This is a genomic window from Neorhizobium sp. 2083 (assembly GCF_031455615.1).
GTDB lineage: Bacteria > Pseudomonadota > Alphaproteobacteria > Rhizobiales > Rhizobiaceae > Neorhizobium.
On record NZ_JAVDTC010000007.1, the window covers coordinates 104,121 to 126,276 of the forward strand.

Sequence of the window (22,156 nt, forward strand, 5' to 3'; positions counted from 1 at the left end):
CAACGCTCACGCGCCGCAACACCACTTAACAACAATAAACACCGCTTCACACGCCGACCGTCTAGTTCTCCTCACTGATTTTTCAGGAGAATTCCAATGGTCACGATCGTTTGCATGAAATGGGGAGGCGAGTTCACCGCGCGACACGTGAACGCCCTTTACGCCGGCGTGATGCGAAACATGGAGGAAACATTCGACTTCGTCTGCTTGACGGATGACGGGACGGATCTTGCTCCCGGCATTCTGGTGCGCCCGATCCCCGATTGCGGCCTGCCAGAACGCGCGTGGCGGCGCGGATGCTGGCCGAAACTCGGCGTCTTCGCCCCAGACCTCTTCCCCTTCGCGGATGTCGTGCTGTTTCTGGATCTGGACGTCATGGTGCAACGCTCGCTGGCGCCGTTCATCGATCTGGTACGTCAGCGCCGCCATCTCGTCATCCAGCGGGAATGGAACCCCGATCTGTGGGGATTGTTGCCGCAACCGCTCAGGCCGGATCGGGGCGCCCAGTCGTCCGTTTTCGGCTTCTGCCCCGGGACGATCGAGGACATCTATGGCGACTTCGCCAGGGACCCGCTCGCGGTCATCGCAACCTTCAGGAACGACCAGACCTATCTGACACATCGGGTGAGGCAGAGAAGCTACTGGCCGGCCGGGCTTTGCGTCAGCTTCAAGAGAAGCTGCACCAAATATTTCCCGATCAACCTTTTGCTGCCGACCATCCGGCAGCCGAGGAAAGCGAGGATCATCGTCTTTCACGGCAAGCCCCGTCCCTGGGAAACCCTGGTTGAAAAGGGGCAGCGCTGGGGCTCCAGCAGGCGCTTCGGCATCGGCCCCGTGCCATGGATCGCGCGGTATTTCAGCCAGGCTGACGTGATGCTTTCGATCATCCAGGCGGGCCCGAGCAATGAAGACCGGGTGAAGGGCTTTACGAACCTTAGACCGGTGACTGCGGGCAACCAACGGCGCTCCACCGCTGCGCCCGGCAGCCCTGCACTGTTTGCGGACCCTCCGGTCGACGATGCGCGGAACTGAAATCATGGAGGCTAAAAGCCCGCACGCTCGCCCCGTCCCGCGTATCCTTCTCTACATTCCCTACACCAAATTCGCTTCGAAACTCGCCGAGACCCTCGCCGAACACGCTTTCGCCGTGGCGACCTCGGCCGACCGAAGCCAATTGGCGGCAGCACTCAGGTCTGACCGATACGACGCAATCGTCACAGGCACAGCGCATGTGGCTGAGGTCAGGGCGATATCGATAAACCCGATCATCAACTACGAGGTGTTCGTCCACAAGCATCCCATGGACCCCGAAATGCCGGACGGAAATCGAAGTTACTTTGACGTCGACGATTTCGTCAGTCGCATCCGCTTCCACGTCAGATGAACGGTTTTGCCGTCAGGAGAGCGGTTGGTTCCCACGCAACAAGGTCTGAGAATAATGGGTCAAAGGCAATTTTCATCACCTTGAACGGTGCGCTCCAAAGTGGGCGAGAGCTTTCGGGGCCGCAGCATCGGCCTCTTCCGAGATGCCCGAGCGCGCCTGGGTTCTTCAAGCGTCGCCGGATCAAACAGTTCCTTTGCTCCCGCCCGCTTGTACAAGAGGCCCGGGCCGGCCTAACGTCAGCTCGAATCCATGCAGACGAGGGATGCTCCGTGACTCCGTCCAAATCGACAGCCCAGCAACGGCCGCGCTCCCTCGAAGCGCGGATCTACGCGATCTATTCCTCGCTCTCGCCCGCCGAAAAGCGGCTTGCCGACATCCTGCTGCAATACCAGATGGACTTGCCGAGCTACACGGCCGGTGAGCTTGCGGAAAAGGCGCAGGTGTCGAAAGCGACCGCGGCACGGTTGATCCGCTCGCTCGGTTATGCGACCTATCCCGATGCCAAGCGGCAGATCCGGGCCGACCAGCACTGGGGATCGCCGCGGGCAGGCCTGGAAGACCCCGATCGCGCGCCGTCAGGCAAGGTCTCGCTGAGTAGCACCGTCCAGATGGACATCGACAATATCCGGACCACCGCCGAAAGCCTGTCCGAAACCACGCTCCACGAGGTCAGCCAGGCGATCGTCGGCGCCCGCCGGCTGTGGATCATGGGGCTGCGCAGCGGTTACGGCCTGGCACTTCAGGCCGCCCATTATTTCACGCTGATGAAGAACGACGTGCAGGTCATCCCCGTCGGCGGGGGAAGCTACTCCCACGAGATCGCCTCGATCGCCAAGGGCGACGTGGTGCTCGTCATCGCATTCCGGCGGCGCCCCAGACTGTTGCCGACGATCATCAAGGAAGCGCGCGCAGCGGGCGCGATAACGGTTCTGATCACCGATCTCAGCGCCGCGGCGAGCGCCAAGGCCGCCAACCACGTGCTGCGCTGCCGCTGCCAATCGCCCTCGCCCTTCAATTCCTTCGTCGCTGCCGTCACCATCATCAACTATCTGGCCTGGAGCGTGTCGACGGCGATGGGGGAGGAAAGCCTCGCCCGGTTCGAAAAGATCGACAGGCTGGTGAAGCTGCTCGACGACGTATCAACCCCTCAGACCAATATCGGCCGATAGCTGCGGGTCAGGAAAATTTCTCGAGCACGTGCAGACGCGTCGGCGGTGCCCAGACGCCGGACTTGGAAGTGGTCAGCCCGCACCTGACGAGCGTTTCGGCAAGACCGACGGCCGCCGATACGCCATCGACCACTGGAACGCCGTGCGCGCGCTGCAGGTCGAGTGCAAATTCCGCCATGCCGGCGCAGCCGAGCGAAACGCCCTCGGCCCCCATGGCCAACCCCTGGCGGATGAAGTCCGAGATCCGCTCGAACGCGCCGCTTTGCGGATTTTCCAGCTCGAGCACCGGAATGTCGGTCGCAAAGACCCGGCGGCAGCGATGGCCGAAACCGTAGCGGTGGATATTGTCCTCGATGACCGGCGCCGAGCGGGAAAGCGTCGTCACCACGCAGAAGCTGTGCGCCACGAGGCTGACGGCGTGGAACGAGGCCTCGCCTATCCCGATCACCGGCCTGGTCGCAATCGCCCTTGCGGCATCGAGCCCGGTATCGTCAAAACACGCAATGATATGGGCGTCGGCGCCGTCACGTTCGGCGGCGACGATTTCCTTGAGGAGGCCAGGCACCGATAATGCTCCGTCAAAGGGACCTTCGATCGCTTCCGGACCGGTTCCCGGCTGCCGGCCGATGATTTCGGTGTCACGGCCAGCGACGGCGCGCGCCGCAGTTGCGATACGCTGCGTCATCGACGCGGTCGTGTTGGGATTGATGACGGCGATGCGCATCGTCTTTGATACTCCTCGGATCAACCTGGGTCAGACGCCGGCGAAGGCCGCCGTCGGGCGGGTGTCGATAAGATCTCCGTAGGCGATAGGCGCCTTGGTGAGATGACCGTCGGCAATACCCCGCTGCCAGCGTGCATAGGCATCGGGGTCGATCCGCGGCGTCGTCCACATGCCATTGGCCCGATAGATGTCGGTCAACCTGACGAGCAGGTCCGGCGAAAATTTCGGGAACGTCCCTGCGAGGAAGTCGCGGTACCCCTCGGCTTCGTTTGCCAGGATCCACGCCATGCCGCGACCAAGCGCCCTTGAGAACCGGGCCTGAGTGTCCAGCCGGACATCGTCGCTCTCGCCCTCGGCATAATAGACGCTCCACGGCACGTTGCCGCCCGTGACGGGGAGTTCGGCCACCACATGGACGCCCGTCTTCGATGCGAGCGTGACGGCGGAGGGATAATCGATCACCAGATAATCGCCCATGCCGCCCACGAAGAGATCGGACAACATCTTGCCGTCGAGATCCTGGACGAAATTGACCGCCCGCGGATCGACGCCGTTTTCGCGCAGCACAAGCTTGGTGAAGAGGCCAACGCTGGCACCGTTGCTGCCCTTCATCGAGATCGTCCTGCCGGGCACGGCCTGCCAGTCGAAATCTCCGCGCTGTTCGCGGCCGAGGATGGCGAGCGGGGCGCGGGCGGCGATCTGTGCGAAAGGCGTGTAACGCTTGCCACGGCCATGGAACATCGACGGAACCCAGATGCCGCCCAGCGCGGCGTCGGCCTTGGCGGAACCGATGTCGCTGAGCACGAGATCCCAGGGAGAAGGAACGCTTGCGGTGACGCCGAGCCCCTCCTCCTCGAAGAAACCCTGCCATACGGCGACGTATTCTGGAAGGTAGTTGAGGCTGTGCCCGGTCGCCGAAACGTGGAAAGTCTGCATGATGTTCACTCCTGGCCCGGGAAAATGCGGTCGCCGCTATCGATGTCGAACCACAGGACGTCGCCCGCCTGATAATCCAGCGAACAAAGTTCGCCGATCCTGAACTTCGGATTGCCCGAGACCCTAACGAACACCAGATCGTGTTCCAGCAACCGCTGATCGTTGTTTTCCTCGCCGGTCATCAGCCGGCAACCGATCACCGTCTCGGCGCCCAGGCGTTCGACCACCGCCACCTGTGCGGGCAGACGCCCCTCCCCGGCTGGATGAAGGGTGAGCTTTTCCGGCCTGACGCCGAACGTCATGTGCCGTCTCGAAGGAAGCGGCGCCGCATGATCGACCGGAAGCTTGCCCGAAAGCTGAAGAGCGTCGTTGCTGACCGAAGCCGGAATGAGGTTCATCGGGGGCGACCCCACGAAACGCGCGACGAAGGTGTTGGCGGGGTGATCGTAAATCTCATCCGGCGTATCGACCTGCTGGACGATGCCCTTGTTCATCACGATGATGCGGGTCGCCATGGTCATGGCCTCGACCTGGTCATGCGTCACATAAACGAAGGTCTTGCCGACCTTGTGATGCAGAGCCGAGATCTCCGAACGCATCTGCGTGCGCAGCTTGGCATCCAGGTTGGAAAGCGGCTCGTCGAGCAGGTAGAGGTCCGGATTGCGTACCAGCGCGCGGGCGAGCGCGACGCGCTGGCGCTGCCCGCCCGACAGGCTTGCAGGGCGCCTGTCGAGCAGGGGCTCGAGTTCCAGCTGGCGGGCGATGCTGAGCGTCCGCTCGGCAATATCCGTCCGCTTCATCAGCCGATGGCGGGCGACGATGTTGACGATCGGCAGATGATACCATTTGCGGAACGCGTCCATCACCAGCGGAAACGCGATATTCTCACGGACCGTCATATGCGGGTAGAGCGCATAGGTCTGGAAGACGAAGGCGACGCCGCGCTTTTTCGGCTCCCAATCGTTGGCGACGGATCCGTCGAACAGCAGGTCCCCGGAGGTGATGTCGCTGAGGCCGGCGATCATGCGCAGCAGCGTGGATTTTCCGCAGCCGGAGGGGCCGAGCAGGACCAGGAATTCGCCGTCATGGATATCGGCGTTGAAGGCGTTGATCACGGTGTGATCGCCGAAGGTCTTGGAGACTTTGTTGAACGTCAAGGCGGGCATGGATTATCCCTTTACGGCGCCAGCCGTCAGACCGGCCACGATCTTGCGCTGGATAAGAAGGAAAAAGACGATGGCGGGCGTGCTGAAGACCAGGGCCGCGCCAAGCACGGCGGACATCGGCGTTTCATATTGCCCGACGAAGGAGGCGAGACCGACGCTGGCCGGCCACAGGGTCCGGTCCATGAGGAAGGTCGAGGCAAACAGGAACTCGTTCCAGCCGGCGAAGAAGGACACCACCGCCGCCGCTGCGATGCTCGGCATGATCAGCGGCAGGATGATCATGGTCAGCACGCTGAACCGCGGACAATTGTCGATGATGGCGGACTCCTCGATCTCGTAGGGCACGGCATCCATCGCCCCCTTGAGGACGAAACACGCCACCGGCAGCGAGAACCCGACATTCGCCAAGATCAGGCCCCAGAGACTGTTCAAGAGGCCGAACGTGATGAACATCGCATAGAGCGGAACCAGGATCAGCGCTTCGGGAACGACTTGCGTCATGAACAGCAGAAAACCGACCAGGCCGCGCCCATGGAACTTGAAGCGGCTGAGCGCGTAACCGGCAAGCGCGCCGAGCGTCAGGCTCAGCACGGTGCCGCCCGAGGCGATCAGCAGCGTGTTGAACAGCCAGCGGCCGATCGGAACATTGCCGAGTTCGGTCACCAGATCCGGCAGGTGCTGCAGCTGCGGCCAAGCCACCTGGCCGGTTCCGTAAAGCTGGGAATTGACGTTGAGCGCGGTCGCCGCCATCCAGTAGACCGGAAAGCCGGCGAGCACGACCAGAATTCCGATCAGCGTATATCGCAGCGCCTTCACGGCGAGTTTTCGGGGTGTCATCATCGAGACATCCTCTTCATGCGGCGTTGTTCGGCGGTGTAGTGGATGGCCGCCACCATCAGCGCCAGCGCGAGGCCGACCGCGCCGTAGGCGCTCGCCATTCCCAATTCATGCCCTTCGAACGCGGTCTGGCGGAGCTTGACGACGAGGGTGCTGGTCGAACCCAGCGGACCACCGCCGGTCAGCAGGTAGATGATGTCGAAGCGGCGGATGGACCAGACGGCGACCAGAAGGGCCGCGAGCTGGATCGATGGACGGATATGCGGCAGGGTGACGGCACGGAAGGTGCTGATCCCATCGGCGCCATCGATCCTGGCGGCCTCGCGCACCTCCTGCGGCACCGATTGAAGAGCCGCCAGCACGACCAGCATCACGAACGGCGCGACCTGCCAGACGGTAACCGCGAGGACCGAACCGAGCGCGTAGTCGGTGCTGGTCAGCCACGAGAAGCGACCGAGGCCGAGCAGTTCGGTGATGCGATTGAACACGCCCGATCGTTCATTATACATCCAAAGCCAGATCAGCGAGGCCGCAACACCCGGCACGGCCCAGCCGAACAGCAGGATGGCCCGCGCGACCGCCCGTCCCTTGAAGGGACGATCGATGGCAAGCGCTGCGACGACGCCGAGCGCTACCCCGATGATGACCGTCAGTACCGTGTAGACCAGGGTCGCCTTGAGGGAGACGTAGAAGGCCGGATCCTCAATCAGCCGCTCGTAGTTGCCGAGGCCGATGAATCGGCCCCGGTTGGGATTGACGATCCGGGTGTTGGTCAGGCTCATGTACATCTGCCGCGACAGCGGCCAGAACATGAAGACCATCAGGTAGATCATGGGCGGAAGAATGAAGGCATAGGGCAACAGCTTGACCAGGCCGCTCCTGCTTCTCAGGCCACTCGAGCTCACGTCGGTCTCCCCTTCAATGCGCGTTTCTTAGAACTGCTTGTCGATCGCCGACTGGGCTTCGGCAAGCGCCGTCTTCGGATCGGCATTCGCAAGGATGACCTTTTCGACGGCCTGCATCACGAAACGCATGATTTGAGCCGTTTCGACCTCATATCCCTTGATCAGCGTGCTGCGGGAGGTTTCGGCGAGCTTGACGAAGGTCGGCGCCCAGGGGTTGGCCTTGGAATAGGCTTCACTGACCGGGACATCGGTCGCAAGCGCGTCCGGACCCGACGCCTCGCGCAGGGCCTGCTGGCCGTCGGGGCCGACCAGCCATTTGACGAAGGCGATCGCTTCCTTCTGATGTTTGCTGTGCGAACTCACGCCGACGAAGATCTGCTGATGCGCGCCGGGGTTCTTGAACGGCATCGGAGCGGCATAAAGATCGCCGGACTGAAGCGCGCCGCCGGAGGCGATGTTGAGCGTGCCGCCGGAATTGTCGATCGAGAAGGCCGCGTGCTTCTCCTTGAAGCGCGTGCGCTGGGTCGGGAAGCTGTCGCCGACCGGGATGATGCCGGCATCATACATCTTCTTGAAAGCCGTGATGGCGGCGACGGCCTCCGGCGTGTTGATCGTCAGCTTGCCGTTCGCATCGACCCAGTTGACGCCGTAGCCATAGGCCCAGCTCTGGAAATCCATGAACCAGCCTGAAAAGTCGTTGATCTGGTGGCGCGCCGTGAAGCCGATCACGCCCGGCGTTGCGGCAGATACAGCCTTGGCGGAGGCGATGAGCTCATCCACCGTCGTCGGCACCTTGGCGTTGGCGGCATCGACCAGGGGCTTGTTGTAGATCAGGGCATAAACGGCGCGCTGCCAGGCGACGCCCAGGCGCTTGCCGTCGACCACGCCGTTTTCATTGGTCTTGTTCAGCTTGGCGCCGTCGGCCGCAGCCGAAAGGTCGACGAGGAAGCCTGCATCCGCCATGGCGTAGAACAGGCCCTCCTGCATCATCGCCACATCCGGTCCCTGGCCCGCCCCCATTTCGGTCGTCAGCTTGTCGGCGAATTCGGCAGACGGAATGGCTTCCTGCTCGAGCGTGACATTCGGATTGGCTTCCTGGTACTTGCTGACGGCTGCCCAGAGGTTCTTGCCGCGCAAGGCATCGAGCCACTGGGAATTGGCGAGTTTCAGCGTGACCTTCTCGCTCGATTGCGCACGCGTTTCGCCCGCGCCGAGCCCAACGGTCAACGCAAACGCCGCAACGGCTGCCGTAGCCAACAATTTTCGGCGGCGAATCTTGTCAAACATATCTGTTCTCCATCTGGGTTTTTTATTGGGCGGTTTCTTATTGGTATTCACGGATCAGGCAGTGCGTCAGGCGGTAGACATCAGACCCCTTTCACTCGATGCACTGCAAGCGGAGTATGGTGGCTGAGATTTTCGGCCCCGGTATCGGTAACGAGATAGCAGTCGCCGACATTGCAGCCCGCAACCTCGGGCTCGAGCCATTGCGAGTGCAGGACGAAGGTCATGCCTTCCTCGAGCTTGTCGTGGTTGTTCGACTGGATGTTGTAGTTGGTGAATTTCACCATCGAGACGGAATGTCCGACATTGGGATTGTGAGGACCGAGCGTCGCCGGATAGACATGCATCAGCTTGCGGCCCTGACGTTCCCAATCTTCGTCGACGACATGCTTTCGCGGGATCAGGCGCGGTTTGCCGTCGTCTTCGGACACCCAGTTGTAAGGCATCGTCCGGCTGTCATGCGACGAAAGGTAACCGCGGGCGATATAGGGTTCGAAGGAGGCGTTCGCGAGATCGGAGATGATCGCGCCGGGCCTGATCAGCGCTGCCGCTTTCTGGACACCCTCCGTGCACATCTGCAGCACGTCTTCTTGTCTGTCGGTAATGTCGCCGACCGCGATCATGCGGGCAATCTGGGCCGTGTAGCCCTGATAGATCACTGCCGAAATGTAGAGATTGATGATGTCGCCGTTGCGGACCACGTGACCGTAGGGCTTGCCGCAATGGGTGCCGTATTGGTTGATGCCGATCTGGTAACCGTCCCCGCTTTCACCGCCTCGCGCCATCTGGGCGTAGGTGAAGGCGGCATAGATCTCATAGTCGGTGACGCCAGGTTTGATGACGTGATATGCGGCCTCGATGCCGATGCTGGCCAGCTGTGCTGCCGCCCGCACCACCGCCTGCTCGCGCTTGGAACGCACCTTCTGCATGCGGTCGATGATCGCGCTTGCCTGCACGAACGAGCTCTTCGGCAAACGTTTGCCGAGACCGCTCCAGTAGCCGGCGGACGTCGCATCGCCGATCAGGCCGATCTGCGACGACGCAAAACCCTCGCGCTCCAGGAAGGAACCGACCGCCTCGACGACCTTGTCGACCGTCTTGCCGGGACGATTGTAGGTCTCGCGCCCCCAGGTGCCGACCTGCCAGATGTCCTCGACCAGCACCGCCTCGCCAGCCGGCGGCAGCAGGACGGAGCTGCTGAAGATGGAAAACAGTGTCAGCGGCTTGTCTTCGTCGGTCGGAACCACCAGCACGCCTTCGCGCGCCCAGTCGCACATATAGCGAAGGTACGAATTGGAAACGCGGTAGGAACCGATGGAATCCGCATGGACAAGCATAACGTCATGCCCTGCGACCGTTGCCTCGCGCCGGATGCGACGCAGCCTGTCGACGAATTCGCTTTCCGGAAGCGGACCGACCGGCTCGAACTCGAAACTCGGGCGGAAACCGTCCAGCAGACGCTCGAAGCGCACGTCACCGTGCTGAATGGGGTGGCTTGAACGAGCTTGGACGGTCATTGGGCTTCTCATTTAGCAGATACCGATAGACCTAGATTATCTCTGAAAATTAATTTGCATAGTCCATCGGACGATCATTTGACGACCGAATTGCCCCTAAAACGGGCATTTGAAAAAATGGGGCAGATTCACGCTCGAAAGGAATCAGGCATGTACACCGGGTGCAGATTGTTTCCCTTAGCCGATCAATGAGATCGCTGGTTTTGCAGTCCAGAACAAAGGCAAAAAAAGCATCTTCGCCTGTGAAAAATCGGCACCAGCAGGTGACGCGGGCGCCCATCGTTTAGTCACCGCGGATGCTCGCCGCGACGATATGACGATGCCGGCGCATGAAAAAAACTTTCCATATGCTTGCGTGATCGGCGTGATTGGAGGGGCTTGGGCCGAACGGCGGTTTGCCGGTCCGTGCCAAGGCGTCAGTCATGCTCGGTGATGCCGGACGCCCTGGGCAGGCCCATTGATGACGTTGACGATCTTTTCAGCCACGGATCGGGGGGCACGACGTTAATGTGCCTGGCCGTTTACAGTGTTGCCGGAATTGGACCGCGTAGGTGCAAAATGCGCCGCGGTATGACCTCAAGGTCAATTCGGTGTTTGTGACCACACTCTCAACCGGGATACCCGCTGAGAGAACTTTTCGCCTTTGGCGGCTTTCCGAAAGTCTGGACGATGAAGCTGATCTGCGTTTGGAGATCCGCTTCGATATCCTGCTCGTCGGCCATTCGTTGTTCGACCAGGACCGGATGCACGAATGAAATCATGCAGGCAAGAACGGCGCGTGCCGCCTGGGAGGGATCGCCGATCTGCAGTTCAGCCGTTGCCTGCCCATCCCGGATGACCGTCTCGAGTATCGAGGTCAATTCATCGGAAAACTGGCTCACGACCGGCCAGTTCTCCATTGCGGCGGCCGCGAACAGCGCGTGCACGTTCCTGTCGCTATGTATCCACCGCCGGCACTGCCGATGAGCGGTTTCAAGGATCGATGCAAGCCGACTGTGAGCGGTTGCGTCCTCCTGGGCGATTTCGCGGACAATTTTGACGGTCTGGGCTGCAAATCGCACATAGAGATGCTGATCAACCGAGGCTCGCGTGGGGAAGAACCGGTAGATATTTGCCCTGCTCATGCCGAGTTCGTCGGCGATGTCTGCCAGCGTCATCTTGCGGTGGCCGATATGGCGGAGGAGCTTCTCCGCCACATCCAGGATCTTTTCCCGAGCCAGATCGGTTTCGACATCGTCTATCGCTGGAGACGACGCCTCCGTCATGTTTTTCATCTGGTCACCCTTCAAGTGCACAACAACATGGCGCTCGAGCCTTATTCTGCAGCCAGTCGCAATGGCAGTTCCGGTTCCTCCGCGTGATCGCTGGGATGCTCCTTGTCTTCTGTCGGCTTGATCCGGAACCAGGCCGCATAAAGTGCGGGGAGGAACAGCAGGATCATCAGGGTACCGACGGCGGTGCCGCCGATCAGCGTGTAGGCCATCGAACCCCAGAAGACCGAGTGGGTCAGCGGAATGAAGGCGAGAACGGCTGCCAGCGCGGTCAGGATAACCGGACGGGTTCGTTGTACGGTTGCTTCGATGACGGCGTGATAGTCGTCCAAACCTGCCGCCTGGTTCTCCTTGATTTGCTCCGTCAGAATGAGCGTATTGCGCATCAGGATGCCGGCGAGGCCGATCAGACCGAGAATGGCGTTGAAGCCGAAGGGCTGATGGAAGAGGAGCAGTGCCGGCACCACGCCGGCAAGGCCGAGAGGAGCCGTCAACATGACCATGGTCATGGTCGAAAGGCTGCGAACCTGAAGGACGATGACAATCAGCATCGCGGCAATCATCAAGGGGAAGATCTTGACGAGTGCGACGTTCGCCTTGAGCGACTCCTCGATATTGCCGCCCATTTCGATCCGGTAGCCGACGGGCAGCGACGCGATCAAGGGCTGCAGGGCCTGCATGACCGCCTGGGACACTTCCGGCGGCTGCGTCGCCTCGTTGATATCAGACCGGATAGTGATGACCGGGGTGCGGTCGCGGCGCTTCATGATCGGCTCTTCGAAGCTGACCTCGGAATGACCGATCTGATCGAGCGGAATTGCCCGACCGTCTCGGCTGATGAGCGAGAAGTCCGACAACCGCGAAGGGTCGAGGCGATTTTCGCCGCCGCTGCGCGCCACGACCGGGACGTTGCGGATGTTCTCGCGAACCTGCGTGATCGGGACGCCGCTCAGCAGGAGCTGCAGTTGTTGCCCGGCTTCCGCGGGTGACAGGCCAATGAGGTTCAGCCTCTCCTGATCCGGGATGAAGCGGACGACAGGCGTACGGTTGCCCCAGTCGCGGTTTGCCTGGCGGACATCCGGTACCGTCTTCATGATCGCAAGGGCTTGTTCCGAGATCTGATAGAGCTTCTCGGGATCAGGTCCCTTGATGCGAAACTCGACGGGAAACGGAGTGTAAGGCCCGAATACAAGCTGCGCGACCCGGACCGATGCCTCCGGCGCGAGACCGTCGGCGATTGCCGCACGCAGGCCATGCTTGAGCGCTTCACGGCCCTCGGCATCAGGCGTCAGGGCAACGATCTTGGCGAATGCCGGATCCGGCAGTTCAGGGGCCATCGCAAAGAAGAAGCGCGGCGCGCCCTGCCCGATATAGCTGGTGACGATCTTCGATTCGGGTTGCGCCTGCAGCCAGTGCTCGACCTTTTCGACCGTAGCGGTGGTGGTCTCGATGCTCGTGCCTTCGGGCAGGCGCACCTCGACCAGAACTTCGGGACGGTCCGACGTGGGGAAGAACTGCTGCTTCACGCCACCCATGCCCACGACGGAAACGCCCATTACCACCACGACGATGGCGCAGGTCATGAACTTGTGCCGGACAGCGAATTTGATCACCGAACGAAGGCGCTGATAGTTCGGCGTCCCGTAGATGGCGCCATGACCGCCGCTGACGGGCTTGATGTCGGGCAACATCTTGACGCCAAGATAGGGCGTGAACACGACCGCGATGATCCAGGATACAACCAGGGCGAAACCGACGACCCAGAAGATGTTGCCGGCATACTCGCCGGCTGTCGATTTCGCAAAGCCTACCGGCATCAGGCCGATGATGGTGACAAGCGTGCCCGAGAGCATTGGGGCCGCCGTATGGCTCCACGCATAGGCGGCCGCCTTGATTCGGTCCATGCCCTCTTCCATCTTCACCACCATCACCTCGATGGCGATGATGGCGTCATCGACCAGAAGGCCGAGTGCCAGGATGAGCGCGCCAAGCGTGATACGGTCAAAGAAGCGGCCGGTTTCGAGCATGATCAGGAAGACGACGGCAAGCGTGAGCGGCACGGCAAGCGCAACAACGATGCCGACGCGCCAGCCCAGAGCGATCAGGCTGACGAACAGCACGACGCCGAGCGCCATGGCGAACTTCATCATGAATTCGCCGACAGCTTCCTGGATGTTGACGGCCTGGTCGCTGACCTTTGCCAAGGTTATGCCAAGAGGCAGCGACTGGGCGATCGTTGCCGATCTTTCCTCGAGCGCTTTGCCCAGTTCGAGACCGTTCCAACCCGACTGCATCACGGCAGCGAGCATGATGGCAGGCTCACCCTCGTGACGGATGACATAGGTCGCGGGATCCTGGTAGCCGCGACGGATATCGGCGAAATCGGAGAGTTTCAGCGTTCGCCCACCCGCGACGATCGGAGTATCGGCGATTGCCTGGATATTATTGTAGGCGCCGTCGAAACGGATAAAGACCTGCGGACCACGGGTATCTATGGAACCGGCGGGTGTAACAGTGTTCTGGTTCTGAAGGGCGGACGCGATATCCTGCGCCGAGACGCCAAGCGTGGCGAGCTTGGCGAAAGAGAATTCGACGAAGATCTGTTCGGGCTGCTCGCCGAGAATGTTTATCTTCTTGACGCCCGGCACATGCAGAAGGTCCTGCCGGATCGTTTCCGCCTGGCGAACGAGATCGCGCATCGGCATGCCCTTGGCTTTCAGGGCATAGAGGGCGAAGCTGACGTCGGAATATTCGTCATTCACGAAAGGACCGAAGACACCGCGCGGCAGGTTTCTTGCCTCATCGCCAAGTTTCTTGCGTGCCTGGTAAAACTCTCCCTCGACGGCACTCGCCGGCGTATCGTCGCGAAGGGTCACGGTCAGGAACGCGTAGCCCGGGCGTGTCGTCGTCTCCACCCTGTCATACCAGGTGAGTTCCTGAATGCGTTTCTCGAGCGGTTCCGCGACGAGATCCTGCATCTCCCGCGCGGTTGCACCCGGCCAGACGCTCGTGACGGTCATCGTCTTGATGGTGAATGACGGGTCTTCCGCGCGTCCGAGGCTGAGGAAGGCATACACCCCCGCTGCTGCCAGAAGAATGATGAAAAAGAGGGTTACGGCCCGCTCGCGGACGGCGAGCGCAGAAAGATTGAAGCTCATCACTTGGCCGCCTCTGCTTTTTCGACGCTGGTCCGGATCGTCGCGCCATCGGTGAGGAGATGCGCGCCGAGTGCGACGACAGCCTCTCCCGGCTTCAGGCCTGAAACGATCGCATCTTCTTCGCCAAGCCGCTCAACCTTCAGCTCCCGGAAGTGAACGGCAGACGACTTCTCGTCTACGACCCAGATGCCGGTACGGATACCGTCGTCCAGGATGGCACCCACCGGCACCTCGGCATGGGATTGCGCATTCTTGTTGGGGATCTTGATCGTGACCGTCGCGCCGAGCGGCGCTGCGGCGGCACCGCCTTGGAGGACCCACCGGGTTTCATAGGTGCGGGTGCGCGTGTCTGCGGCGGCCGAGATCTGACGAAGCACCGCGTTGTCTTCGGCATCTCGGCTATAGATGGTGGCCTGGGCGATCGCGCCGATCTCGGGCCTGAGATTTTCCGGCACCCATACCAGCGCTTCTCGTGCTCCGGCCTGGGCGAGCCTGACGACCGTCTGGCCGGCTGCAACCACCTGTCCAGGTTCGCCCAGCGTTTCGACGACGGTTCCGTCAGCATCTGCCAACAGGACCGTGTAAGTCGCCTCGTTCTCGGCTACCTTTTCCTCGGCTTTCGCTGCGGCGAGTTGCGCAGTGGCCGTGTCCAGCGCAGCTTTGGACCTCTCATACTGCTGGGTGGAAGCCGCCAGGGTTTTGACCAGGGCGGCAAATCGCTTTTCATCAGCCTGCGCCTGAACGAATGCCGCCTGGGCGGCCGCTACGGCATTGCGTTTCGCGGTCAGCGCGAGGCGCAGATCCGTCTCGTCTATCTTCATCAGGGGCTGCCCGGCCTTCACCTCGTCACCGAGGTTCACCAGCCGTTCGATAATCTTGCCGGGCACCCGAAAGCCGAGGTCGCTCTGGACCCGCGCCGCAATCGTCCCGGTAAAGCTTCTGGCAACGGTATCGGGTGTCTTTGCCTTTACGACGCTTACAAACGGAACGGCCGTCCGAGGGTCGGCAGCCGCGGAAACTTTCTCGGTCGGCCAAAAGAAAACTGCTGCCGTGGCGGCGCCGGCAATCAGGACCGCCGAGGAGAGAAGAAACTTCGTTTTCATGTGATGACCCTTCTTGACGGTCGATACGTTCGAATTAGATTGCGATCTAACTCTAAAACGTATATAGATGTCAATCGAAATCTAAAGGAGACGCGAATGAGAGTCAGTCGAGCCCAGGCCGAGGCCAACCGGGAAGCGGTGATCAACGCGGCGAGCCGACTTTTTCGAGAGCACGGCTTTGACGGCATCGGTCTCAAGGACCTGATGAAGGGGGCCGGCCTCACCCAGGGCGGCTTCTACAAGCAATTCGAATCCAAGGACGATCTGGCGGCGCTTGCTTCCAGGCGCGCGATGGAAAGCGCGACGCGCCGGTGGTCTTCCGTCGCCGCTTCGAGTTCGGATCCGTTGCGCGCGGTCGTCGATCTCTACCTCTCCGACGGCCATCGCGGCGACACCAGCGATGGATGTCCCTTGGTCGCGCTTGGCTCGGACGCCGCCCGGCAGAGTTCCGAGGTTCGAACGCCTTTCCAGGACGGGATCAAGGCCCACTTGCAGGTTCTGGAGGAATTGATGCCGGAAGAGGGTGAGCCCGGGGCCGATGAAAAGGCGATGGTGATGTTGTCCCTTATGGTCGGCGCAGTCACGCTTTCGAGGATCATGACAGACCCCGACATGTCGGATCGCCTGCTTCAGGCGGCGGCCAACGAGGTCGCGCGCCTTGCACCTCTCGACGGAGATCAGGGCGTGTCGTCCTGATCTCGCCAAACAGAAATTCTTGGAGTCGTCATGCGTCGTATCGTCGTCACGGGCATGGGAGCGCTTAGCCCCCTCGGTGCCAATGTTTCCAGCTCATGGGCCCGGCTCAAGGCCGGCCGGTCCGGCATTCGCCGTCTCCCCGATGAGGTCGTCGGCGATCTTCCTGCCAAGGTCGGCGGCGTGGTGCCGTCCATCGACGAGGACGCGGAAGCCGGGTTCGATCCCGATCGCGTCTTGCCGCCGAAGGATCAGCGCAAGGTGGATCGCTTTATTCTGTTTGCGCTTGCCGCGGTTGATGAAGCGCTTGCGCAGGCGCGCTGGAAGCCCGGTTCGGAAGAGGACCGCCTTCGGACGGCAACGGTCATCGCCTCGGGGATCGGCGGTTTTCCCGCCATCACGGACGCCGTCCGGACTGTCGACCAGAAGGGACCGCGGCGCTTGTCGCCCTTCACCATTCCGTCGTTTCTGGTCAACCTGGCGGCGGGCCAAGTCTCGATCCGCCATGGTTTCAAGGGGCCGATCGGGGCGCCCGTCACGGCATGCGCCGCAGGCGTTCAAGCCATCGGCGACGCGGCCAGGCTCATACGTGCGAACGAGGTCGACATCGCCGTTTGCGGCGGGACGGAAGCCTGCATGAATATCGTCAGCCTTGGAGGCTTTGCCGCCGCTCGCTCCCTGTCTGCCGGGTTTAACGACACTCCCGAACTGGCATCGCGGCCGTTCGATATGCTGCGCGACGGGTTCGTCATGGGCGAAGGCGCGGGCATCCTGGTCATCGAGTCACTCAGCCATGCGCTCGCGCGCGGCGCCGAGCCGCTCGCCGAACTGGTCGGTTATGGCACGACGGCCGACGCTCACCACATAACCTCCGGCCCCGAGGACGGATCGGGCGCCGCAAGAGCCATGCAGATCGCCATCAAACAGGCCGGGATCTCTCCGCACGATATCCAGCACCTGAATGCACATGCGACCTCGACACCGGTCGGGGACCGCGGGGAAATCGAGGCCATCAGGACCGTGTTCGGTAAAGCCCCCGAATTGGCCGTGAGCGGCACTAAATCCGCGACCGGTCACCTGCTCGGTGCAGCCGGCGGACTGGAAGCGATCTTTACGATCATGGCGCTTCGCGACCAGATTGCGCCGCCGACCTTGAACCTCAATGCGCCCGACCCCGCCAGCGACGGAATTGACATTGTCGCAAACGTGGCCCGGCCGATGCCTATGAATTACGCGATCACCAATGGCTTCGGTTTCGGCGGCGTGAATGCGAGCGCGGTGTTCAAGCGCTTTTCCGCAAAGGCGGCATAGGGTTCTCCCATCTTCGCTTTCCGGCGCCGGGAGGCGCCGGAAAGACCGCGCTCATTGGTGTCAGATACCCATGCACAGGTACTTGATTTCGAGATAGTCATCCATGCCGTATTTCGAGCCTTCGCGGCCGTTGCCGCTCTCCTTGACGCCGCCGAAGGGCGCGACCTCCGTCGAAATGATGCCTTCGTTGATGCCGACAATGCCAAACTCAAGCGCTTCCGCCACCCGCCAAACCCGGGAAATGTCGCGCCCGTAGAAGTATGCGGCAAGTCCGAATTGCGTGCTGTTGGCAAGTTCGATCGCTTCGCTCTCCGTCTCGAACCGGAAAATTGGCGCTACCGGCCCAAAAATCTCTTCGCTGAAAATCTGCGCCTCCGGCGAGACGTCGGCGAGCACGGTCGGCTGATAGAAGCTATGCCCAAGCGCGTGTCTCTGCCCACCTGAAACCACCCGTCCGCCGTGACGGAGCGCGTCCGAGACGAGATCTTCCACCTTCGCAACCGCTTTTTCGTCGATGAGCGGGCCGATCTGGACACCCGCTTCGAACCCGTTGCCGACCGGCATCGCCGAAACGGCCTCGGCAAGCCGTGCAACGAAGGCGGCATAAATCCCGCTCTGTACCAGGAATCGGTTGGCGCACACGCAGGTCTGGCCGGCATTCCGATACTTGGACGCGATCGCACCCTTAACCGCGGCCTCCACATCGGCATCGTCAAAGACGATAAAGGGCGCATTTCCGCCGAGCTCCATGGAGGTGCGCTTGACCGTGCCGGCGCACTGGGCCATCAGCACCTTGCCGATCTCGGTCGAACCCGTGAAGCTGAGCTTGCGGACGATCGGGTTGGCGGTGAGTTCGCCGCCGATCTCGCCCGCCGACCCCGTCACACATGACAGCACGCCCTTGGGCACGCCGGCGCGCTCGGCAAGGACGCATAAGGCCAGCGCCGAAAGCGGCGTCTGGCTCGCCGGCTTGATCACCATGGTACACCCCGCCGCGAGCGCCGGCCCAACCTTTCTCGTGATCATCGCGGCGGGAAAGTTCCAGGGCGTGATCGCGGCACAGACGCCAATCGGCTGCTTGATGACCACGATCCGTTTGTCAGCCGTCGGTGCGGGGATGGTGTCGCCATAGACGCGCTTGGCCTCTTCGCCGAACCATTCGATATAGGAGGCCGCATAGGCAATCTCGCCCTTGGCTTCAGCAAGCGGCTTGCCCTGTTCGGCTGTCATGATGGCCGCCAGGTCATCCTGATTTTCGATGAGGAGATCGAACCACTTGCGCAGGATCGCGGCGCGCTGCTTGCCGGACAGCGCTTTCCACGCAGGCAGCGCCTTGCCTGCTTCCTCGACGGCGCGCCTGGTCTCGCCGGCACCCATGCGGGGCACCGTCGCCACGACGGAACCGTCTGCAGGATTGGTGACTTCGAGTACGCGACCGTCGTCGGCATCACGCCACTCTCCCCCGAGGAAGCACTTATCAATCAGGAGCGAGGGGTCGTTGAGTGTCAGAGCTGCCATGGGATTACCTTTCTCGGGATAGTTCAGGACGAAGCCAGGAGCGGCTCGAGCACACGCCTTGCGCCCTCACCGAAGTGTACCGGCCGCCGTGAGAAGCGATCGACGTTTACGTGGACGAAAAAACCCTCGGCCGACGCCACGTCATCGTCGTTACGGAAGAGGCCGATCTCGTATCGAACCGAAGAGTTGCCGAGTTTCGCCACCCGTATTCCAGCCGTCACGCGATCGGGGAATGCCATTTCGGCATGATATCGGCATCCGGTCTCGACAACCAGGAAAACATCGGAGCCGCCCCTGATGTCCAGCGCTCCGTTTTCGATGAGAAAGGCGTTCACCGCCGTATCGAACATGCTGTAGTGCACGACGTTGTTCATGTGCCCGTAAATATCGTTGTCCGACCATCGCAAGCCGATGGTGCGGAACACCTTGTAGGCCGAACGATTTCCAGGTGCTGCTCGTTCCGCCATCACCACGCCGCCCTGTAGATCGAAAGCGCGTCCGCCTCGCTGACGTCGCGGGGATTATTCACGAGGAGCCTGGTCTGCTTCATGGCGTCCCGCGCCATTCCGGAAAGGTGCTCTTCGCCAATACCCACGTCGCGGAGCCGCGGCTGAAGGCCGAGCTTGACGGACAACGCTCCAAGACGCTCGATGAAGGCGGCGCAGCGTCCCTGGTCGCCATGTTCCGATGCGAGGTCCGGAAATACATCGGCCGCGATCTCAGCGTAGGTCGATGCAGCGTCCGGCGCGTTGAACCGCAGAACATGCGGGAGCACGAGCGCGTTCGAGAGCCCGTGAGGAATGTGGAAGGTTCCGCCAATAGGATAGGCCAGCGCATGGACGGCCGCGACGGGAGAGTTCGCGAAGGCTTGTCCTGCCAGCATCGAACCCAGAAGCATCGCGCCGCGGGCGGCACGGTCCTTGCCATCAAAGACCGCCTTTTCGATATTCGCGCCGAGAAGCTGAAGCGCCTGACGCGCAAGCATCTTGGAAACGGGGTTATTGTTCGCGCTCTTCGATGCATAGGCCTCAATCGCATGTACCATGGCATCGATCCCGGTGGCTGCGGTGATATGAGGCGGCAGGCCAAGGGTCAGGTCGGGATCGAGGACCGCGATATCGGGGAGGATGATCGGCGACGAGATACCGCGCTTCTCGTCGGCGCCGACGGTGATAATGGAGACCGGAGTGACCTCCGATCCCGTCCCGGCGGTGGTAGGAACTAGAACCAGAGGCAGCCGCGGCCCCTTCGCATTCCCAACACCCCAGGCGTCGTCGATCGGTTCGCCGGAACCGCAGAGCAAGGCCACGACCTTGGCCACGTCGAGCGAAGACCCGCCGCCGAAACCGATCACCCCCGAGACCTTATCCGCCTTGGCGGCATCTGTTGCCGCCATCACCGTCGCAAGCGACGGATCGGCTTCGACCCGATCGAACACGATGGTCTCGACGCCGGAGGCAGCCAGAGACGCGAGAGCGGGATCGCAGAGGCCGAGCTTCCGCAAACCGGGGTCGGTCACGAACAGAATACGGCTGCCGAGTTTCTGCTTTACCAGATCACCGATCGCAGTGGCAGCGCCAGGCCGATAGACGATCTGAGCGGTCGTACTGAAGATAAACGGGTTCATGCACGTCTCCAAATGGCGATTTGCGCTTACGCGGCGGGCAGGCTTTCGCGAAGTTTAACCCGCAGGATTTTGCCTGAACCGGTGCGGGGTATCTCAGCGACGATATAGACGCGGTCCGGGACCTTATAGGCTGAAAGACGGCCTTTACAGTGCGCCAGCAGAGCATCCGGATCGAACGCGACGGCATTCTTTGGAACGATGCATGCGACCGGCACCTCTCCCAGCATGGGGTGGGGCATGCCGATGACCGCGCAGTCCATGATCGCGTGGTCGAGCAAAATCGTCTCCTCCACTTCCGCGGGAGCGATATTCTGCCCTCCGCGAATTATGAGTTCCTTGAGGCGACCGGTGATCGTCAAGAAACCGTTCGCATCGGATTTCGCGAGATCGCCGGTATGATACCAGCCATCGACAATGGCCTTTAGAGTTTCCGCCGGCTTGTTATGATAACCGTGCATCAGGTTCGGCCCCTTGCAGATCAGCTCGCCTTCCGTCCCGGCAGGAACGTCATGTCCCGTCTTTGGGTCTACGAGACGCACCGACAGCCCCGGAACCGGCAACCCGCACGACCCGGAAACACGCCAGCGGCCGGGCCAGTTCATGGTCACCATCGTCGAGGTCTCGGTGATCCCGTAGCCGTCGAGCAAAGGCACGCCGAAAAATTCCTCGAAATCCGAGTTCAATGGGCCGGGCAGGATCGCCCCGGCCGACACGCATAATCTGACGGACGACAACAGCTTTTCGCCGCTCTCCTGGCACGCCGAAAGGAAATAATGGAAGACGGTCGGGACGCCGGGCATGAATGTGAAGCGCCCCGTACGCAGCAATTCCGTCGCCTGCGTCGTCGAGAACTTCTCCATGATGTATTCGCTCGCCCCGGTCGCGATGATGGATAGCACCGCGATGTTGAGAGCGTAGGAGTGATAAAGCGGGAGCGTGTTGAGAACGACATCGTTCTCGTTCATCCCGGCAATCGGCGCCCAGCATGCGCACGTCACCCAGAGCATCGAGCGCGTGGAGAGGAGCACGCCTTTCGGCTGCCCCGTGGTTCCGGACGTATAGACAATGTAGGCAGGCCGATCGACATCCAGGTCGTCTTCGAAAACGTCGGACTGGGGGCCGGCCGTGTCGAACCCCGTCGAATCGTTCGCTTCGATCAGCTCGACCGGACTTCCCAGGCGCTGCAGCAAACATTCGATCATCGGTCGTTTTTCCGGCAGGCTGATCAGCGCCGAGCAACCGGCATCCGTCAGGCGATAGCCGAGTTCTGCCTCGGTCGAGTCGATGGCGACCGGGACGGAAATCCCCCCGGCCCTGACAACCGCGAGGCACGCGACGACCCAGTTTACCGAATTGGGAAGGAAGATCGCGACTGCCTGCCCTTTCTTCAGCCCCGATGCGAGAAGACGTGAGGCGAGAGCCTGCGTCTCGGCGTCGAGCCGGGCATAGGAGACGGACCTTCGCCGGTCTTCGAAGGCCAGTTTTTCAGGATAAAGTCGGGCGTTCCGTCGGAGGATCTCTCCGACGGGCGCAATAAGATCGAAGTGTATCAT

19 protein-coding genes are annotated in these 22,156 nt (G+C 61.6%); 5 read left to right on the forward strand and 14 right to left on the reverse strand.

The features are described 5' to 3' along the window. Window positions 1–96 precede the first annotated feature (96 nt). The 3 genes from J2X76_RS24430 (at window position 97) to J2X76_RS24440 (ending at window position 2,553) form a co-directional block, all read left to right on the forward strand. A complete protein-coding gene (locus J2X76_RS24430) occupies window positions 97–1,032 on the forward strand; it encodes a hypothetical protein (RefSeq protein WP_310220012.1) in 936 nt (311 codons plus the stop codon). A 4-nt stretch (window positions 1,033–1,036) separates the two neighbouring features. Further along, window positions 1,037–1,384: a hypothetical protein gene (locus J2X76_RS24435; RefSeq protein WP_310220014.1), complete on the forward strand. Its 348-nt coding sequence runs from the start codon at window positions 1,037–1,039 to the stop codon at window positions 1,382–1,384. Between the two features lie 269 nt (window positions 1,385–1,653). Further along, entirely contained in the window at window positions 1,654–2,553 is a 900-nt protein-coding gene (locus J2X76_RS24440) for a MurR/RpiR family transcriptional regulator (RefSeq protein ID WP_113283530.1), read from the forward strand. 7 nt (window positions 2,554–2,560) lie between these two features. On the opposite strand, the gene J2X76_RS24445 is transcribed toward J2X76_RS24440, so the two are convergent. The 10 genes from J2X76_RS24445 to J2X76_RS24490 form a co-directional block, all read right to left on the reverse strand. Beyond that, entirely contained in the window at window positions 2,561–3,277 is a 717-nt protein-coding gene (locus J2X76_RS24445; RefSeq protein WP_310220016.1) for an aspartate/glutamate racemase family protein, read from the reverse strand. Between the two features lie 30 nt (window positions 3,278–3,307). Further along, a complete protein-coding gene (locus J2X76_RS24450) occupies window positions 3,308–4,213 on the reverse strand; it encodes an ABC transporter substrate-binding protein (protein ID WP_310220018.1) in 906 nt (301 codons plus the stop codon). Window positions 4,214–4,218: 5 nt separating this feature from the next. Continuing rightward, window positions 4,219–5,379: an ATP-binding cassette domain-containing protein gene (locus J2X76_RS24455; protein ID WP_310220020.1), complete on the reverse strand. Its 1,161-nt coding sequence runs from the start codon at window positions 5,377–5,379 to the stop codon at window positions 4,219–4,221. 3 nt (window positions 5,380–5,382) lie between these two features. After that, window positions 5,383–6,219, reverse strand: a complete 837-nt coding sequence (locus J2X76_RS24460) for a carbohydrate ABC transporter permease (protein ID WP_310220022.1) — start codon at window positions 6,217–6,219, stop codon at window positions 5,383–5,385. Next, window positions 6,216–7,121 carry a sugar ABC transporter permease gene (locus tag J2X76_RS24465; protein ID WP_310220024.1) on the reverse strand — a complete coding sequence of 302 codons (906 nt, stop codon included), beginning with the start codon at window positions 7,119–7,121 and terminating at the stop codon, window positions 6,216–6,218. Before J2X76_RS24465 ends, J2X76_RS24460 begins: the two co-directional genes overlap by 4 nt. A gap of 27 nt (window positions 7,122–7,148) precedes the next feature. After that, on the reverse strand, window positions 7,149–8,408 hold the full coding sequence (locus tag J2X76_RS24470) for a sugar ABC transporter substrate-binding protein (protein WP_310220026.1): 1,260 nt from the start codon (window positions 8,406–8,408) through the stop codon (window positions 7,149–7,151). Window positions 8,409–8,488: 80 nt separating this feature from the next. Further along, on the reverse strand, window positions 8,489–9,922 hold the full coding sequence (locus J2X76_RS24475) for a Xaa-Pro peptidase family protein (RefSeq protein ID WP_310220027.1): 1,434 nt from the start codon (window positions 9,920–9,922) through the stop codon (window positions 8,489–8,491). A 608-nt stretch (window positions 9,923–10,530) separates the two neighbouring features. Next, a complete protein-coding gene (locus tag J2X76_RS24480) occupies window positions 10,531–11,196 on the reverse strand; it encodes a TetR/AcrR family transcriptional regulator (RefSeq protein WP_310220030.1) in 666 nt (221 codons plus the stop codon). Between the two features lie 41 nt (window positions 11,197–11,237). Beyond that, window positions 11,238–14,351 carry an efflux RND transporter permease subunit gene (locus J2X76_RS24485; protein WP_310220031.1) on the reverse strand — a complete coding sequence of 1,038 codons (3,114 nt, stop codon included), beginning with the start codon at window positions 14,349–14,351 and terminating at the stop codon, window positions 11,238–11,240. After that, on the reverse strand, window positions 14,351–15,454 hold the full coding sequence (locus J2X76_RS24490; protein WP_310220032.1) for an efflux RND transporter periplasmic adaptor subunit: 1,104 nt from the start codon (window positions 15,452–15,454) through the stop codon (window positions 14,351–14,353). Before J2X76_RS24490 ends, J2X76_RS24485 begins: the two co-directional genes overlap by 1 nt. Before the next feature lie 96 nt (window positions 15,455–15,550). Between J2X76_RS24490 and J2X76_RS24495 the strand changes: the two genes are divergently transcribed. Both J2X76_RS24495 and fabF read left to right on the forward strand, forming a co-directional pair. Then, entirely contained in the window at window positions 15,551–16,150 is a 600-nt protein-coding gene (locus J2X76_RS24495) for a TetR/AcrR family transcriptional regulator (RefSeq protein WP_310220033.1), read from the forward strand. 30 nt (window positions 16,151–16,180) lie between these two features. Further along, on the forward strand, window positions 16,181–17,458 hold the full coding sequence (gene fabF / locus J2X76_RS24500) for a beta-ketoacyl-ACP synthase II (protein ID WP_310220034.1): 1,278 nt from the start codon (window positions 16,181–16,183) through the stop codon (window positions 17,456–17,458). A 60-nt stretch (window positions 17,459–17,518) separates the two neighbouring features. On the opposite strand, the gene J2X76_RS24505 is transcribed toward fabF, so the two are convergent. From J2X76_RS24505 to J2X76_RS24520, 4 genes are read right to left on the reverse strand one after another with little or no spacing between them, the layout of a single operon-like run. Continuing rightward, window positions 17,519–18,976 carry an NAD-dependent succinate-semialdehyde dehydrogenase gene (locus J2X76_RS24505; RefSeq protein WP_310220036.1) on the reverse strand — a complete coding sequence of 486 codons (1,458 nt, stop codon included), beginning with the start codon at window positions 18,974–18,976 and terminating at the stop codon, window positions 17,519–17,521. 23 nt (window positions 18,977–18,999) lie between these two features. Then, window positions 19,000–19,443 (reverse strand): thioesterase family protein, encoded by a 444-nt coding sequence (locus J2X76_RS24510; protein WP_310220348.1) that lies wholly within the window; start codon window positions 19,441–19,443, stop codon window positions 19,000–19,002. After that, window positions 19,443–20,603, reverse strand: a complete 1,161-nt coding sequence (locus J2X76_RS24515; protein WP_310220038.1) for an iron-containing alcohol dehydrogenase — start codon at window positions 20,601–20,603, stop codon at window positions 19,443–19,445. Before J2X76_RS24515 ends, J2X76_RS24510 begins: the two co-directional genes overlap by 1 nt. A 26-nt stretch (window positions 20,604–20,629) precedes the next feature. Then, window positions 20,630–22,156, reverse strand: a complete 1,527-nt coding sequence (locus J2X76_RS24520; RefSeq protein ID WP_405030087.1) for a class I adenylate-forming enzyme family protein — start codon at window positions 22,154–22,156, stop codon at window positions 20,630–20,632.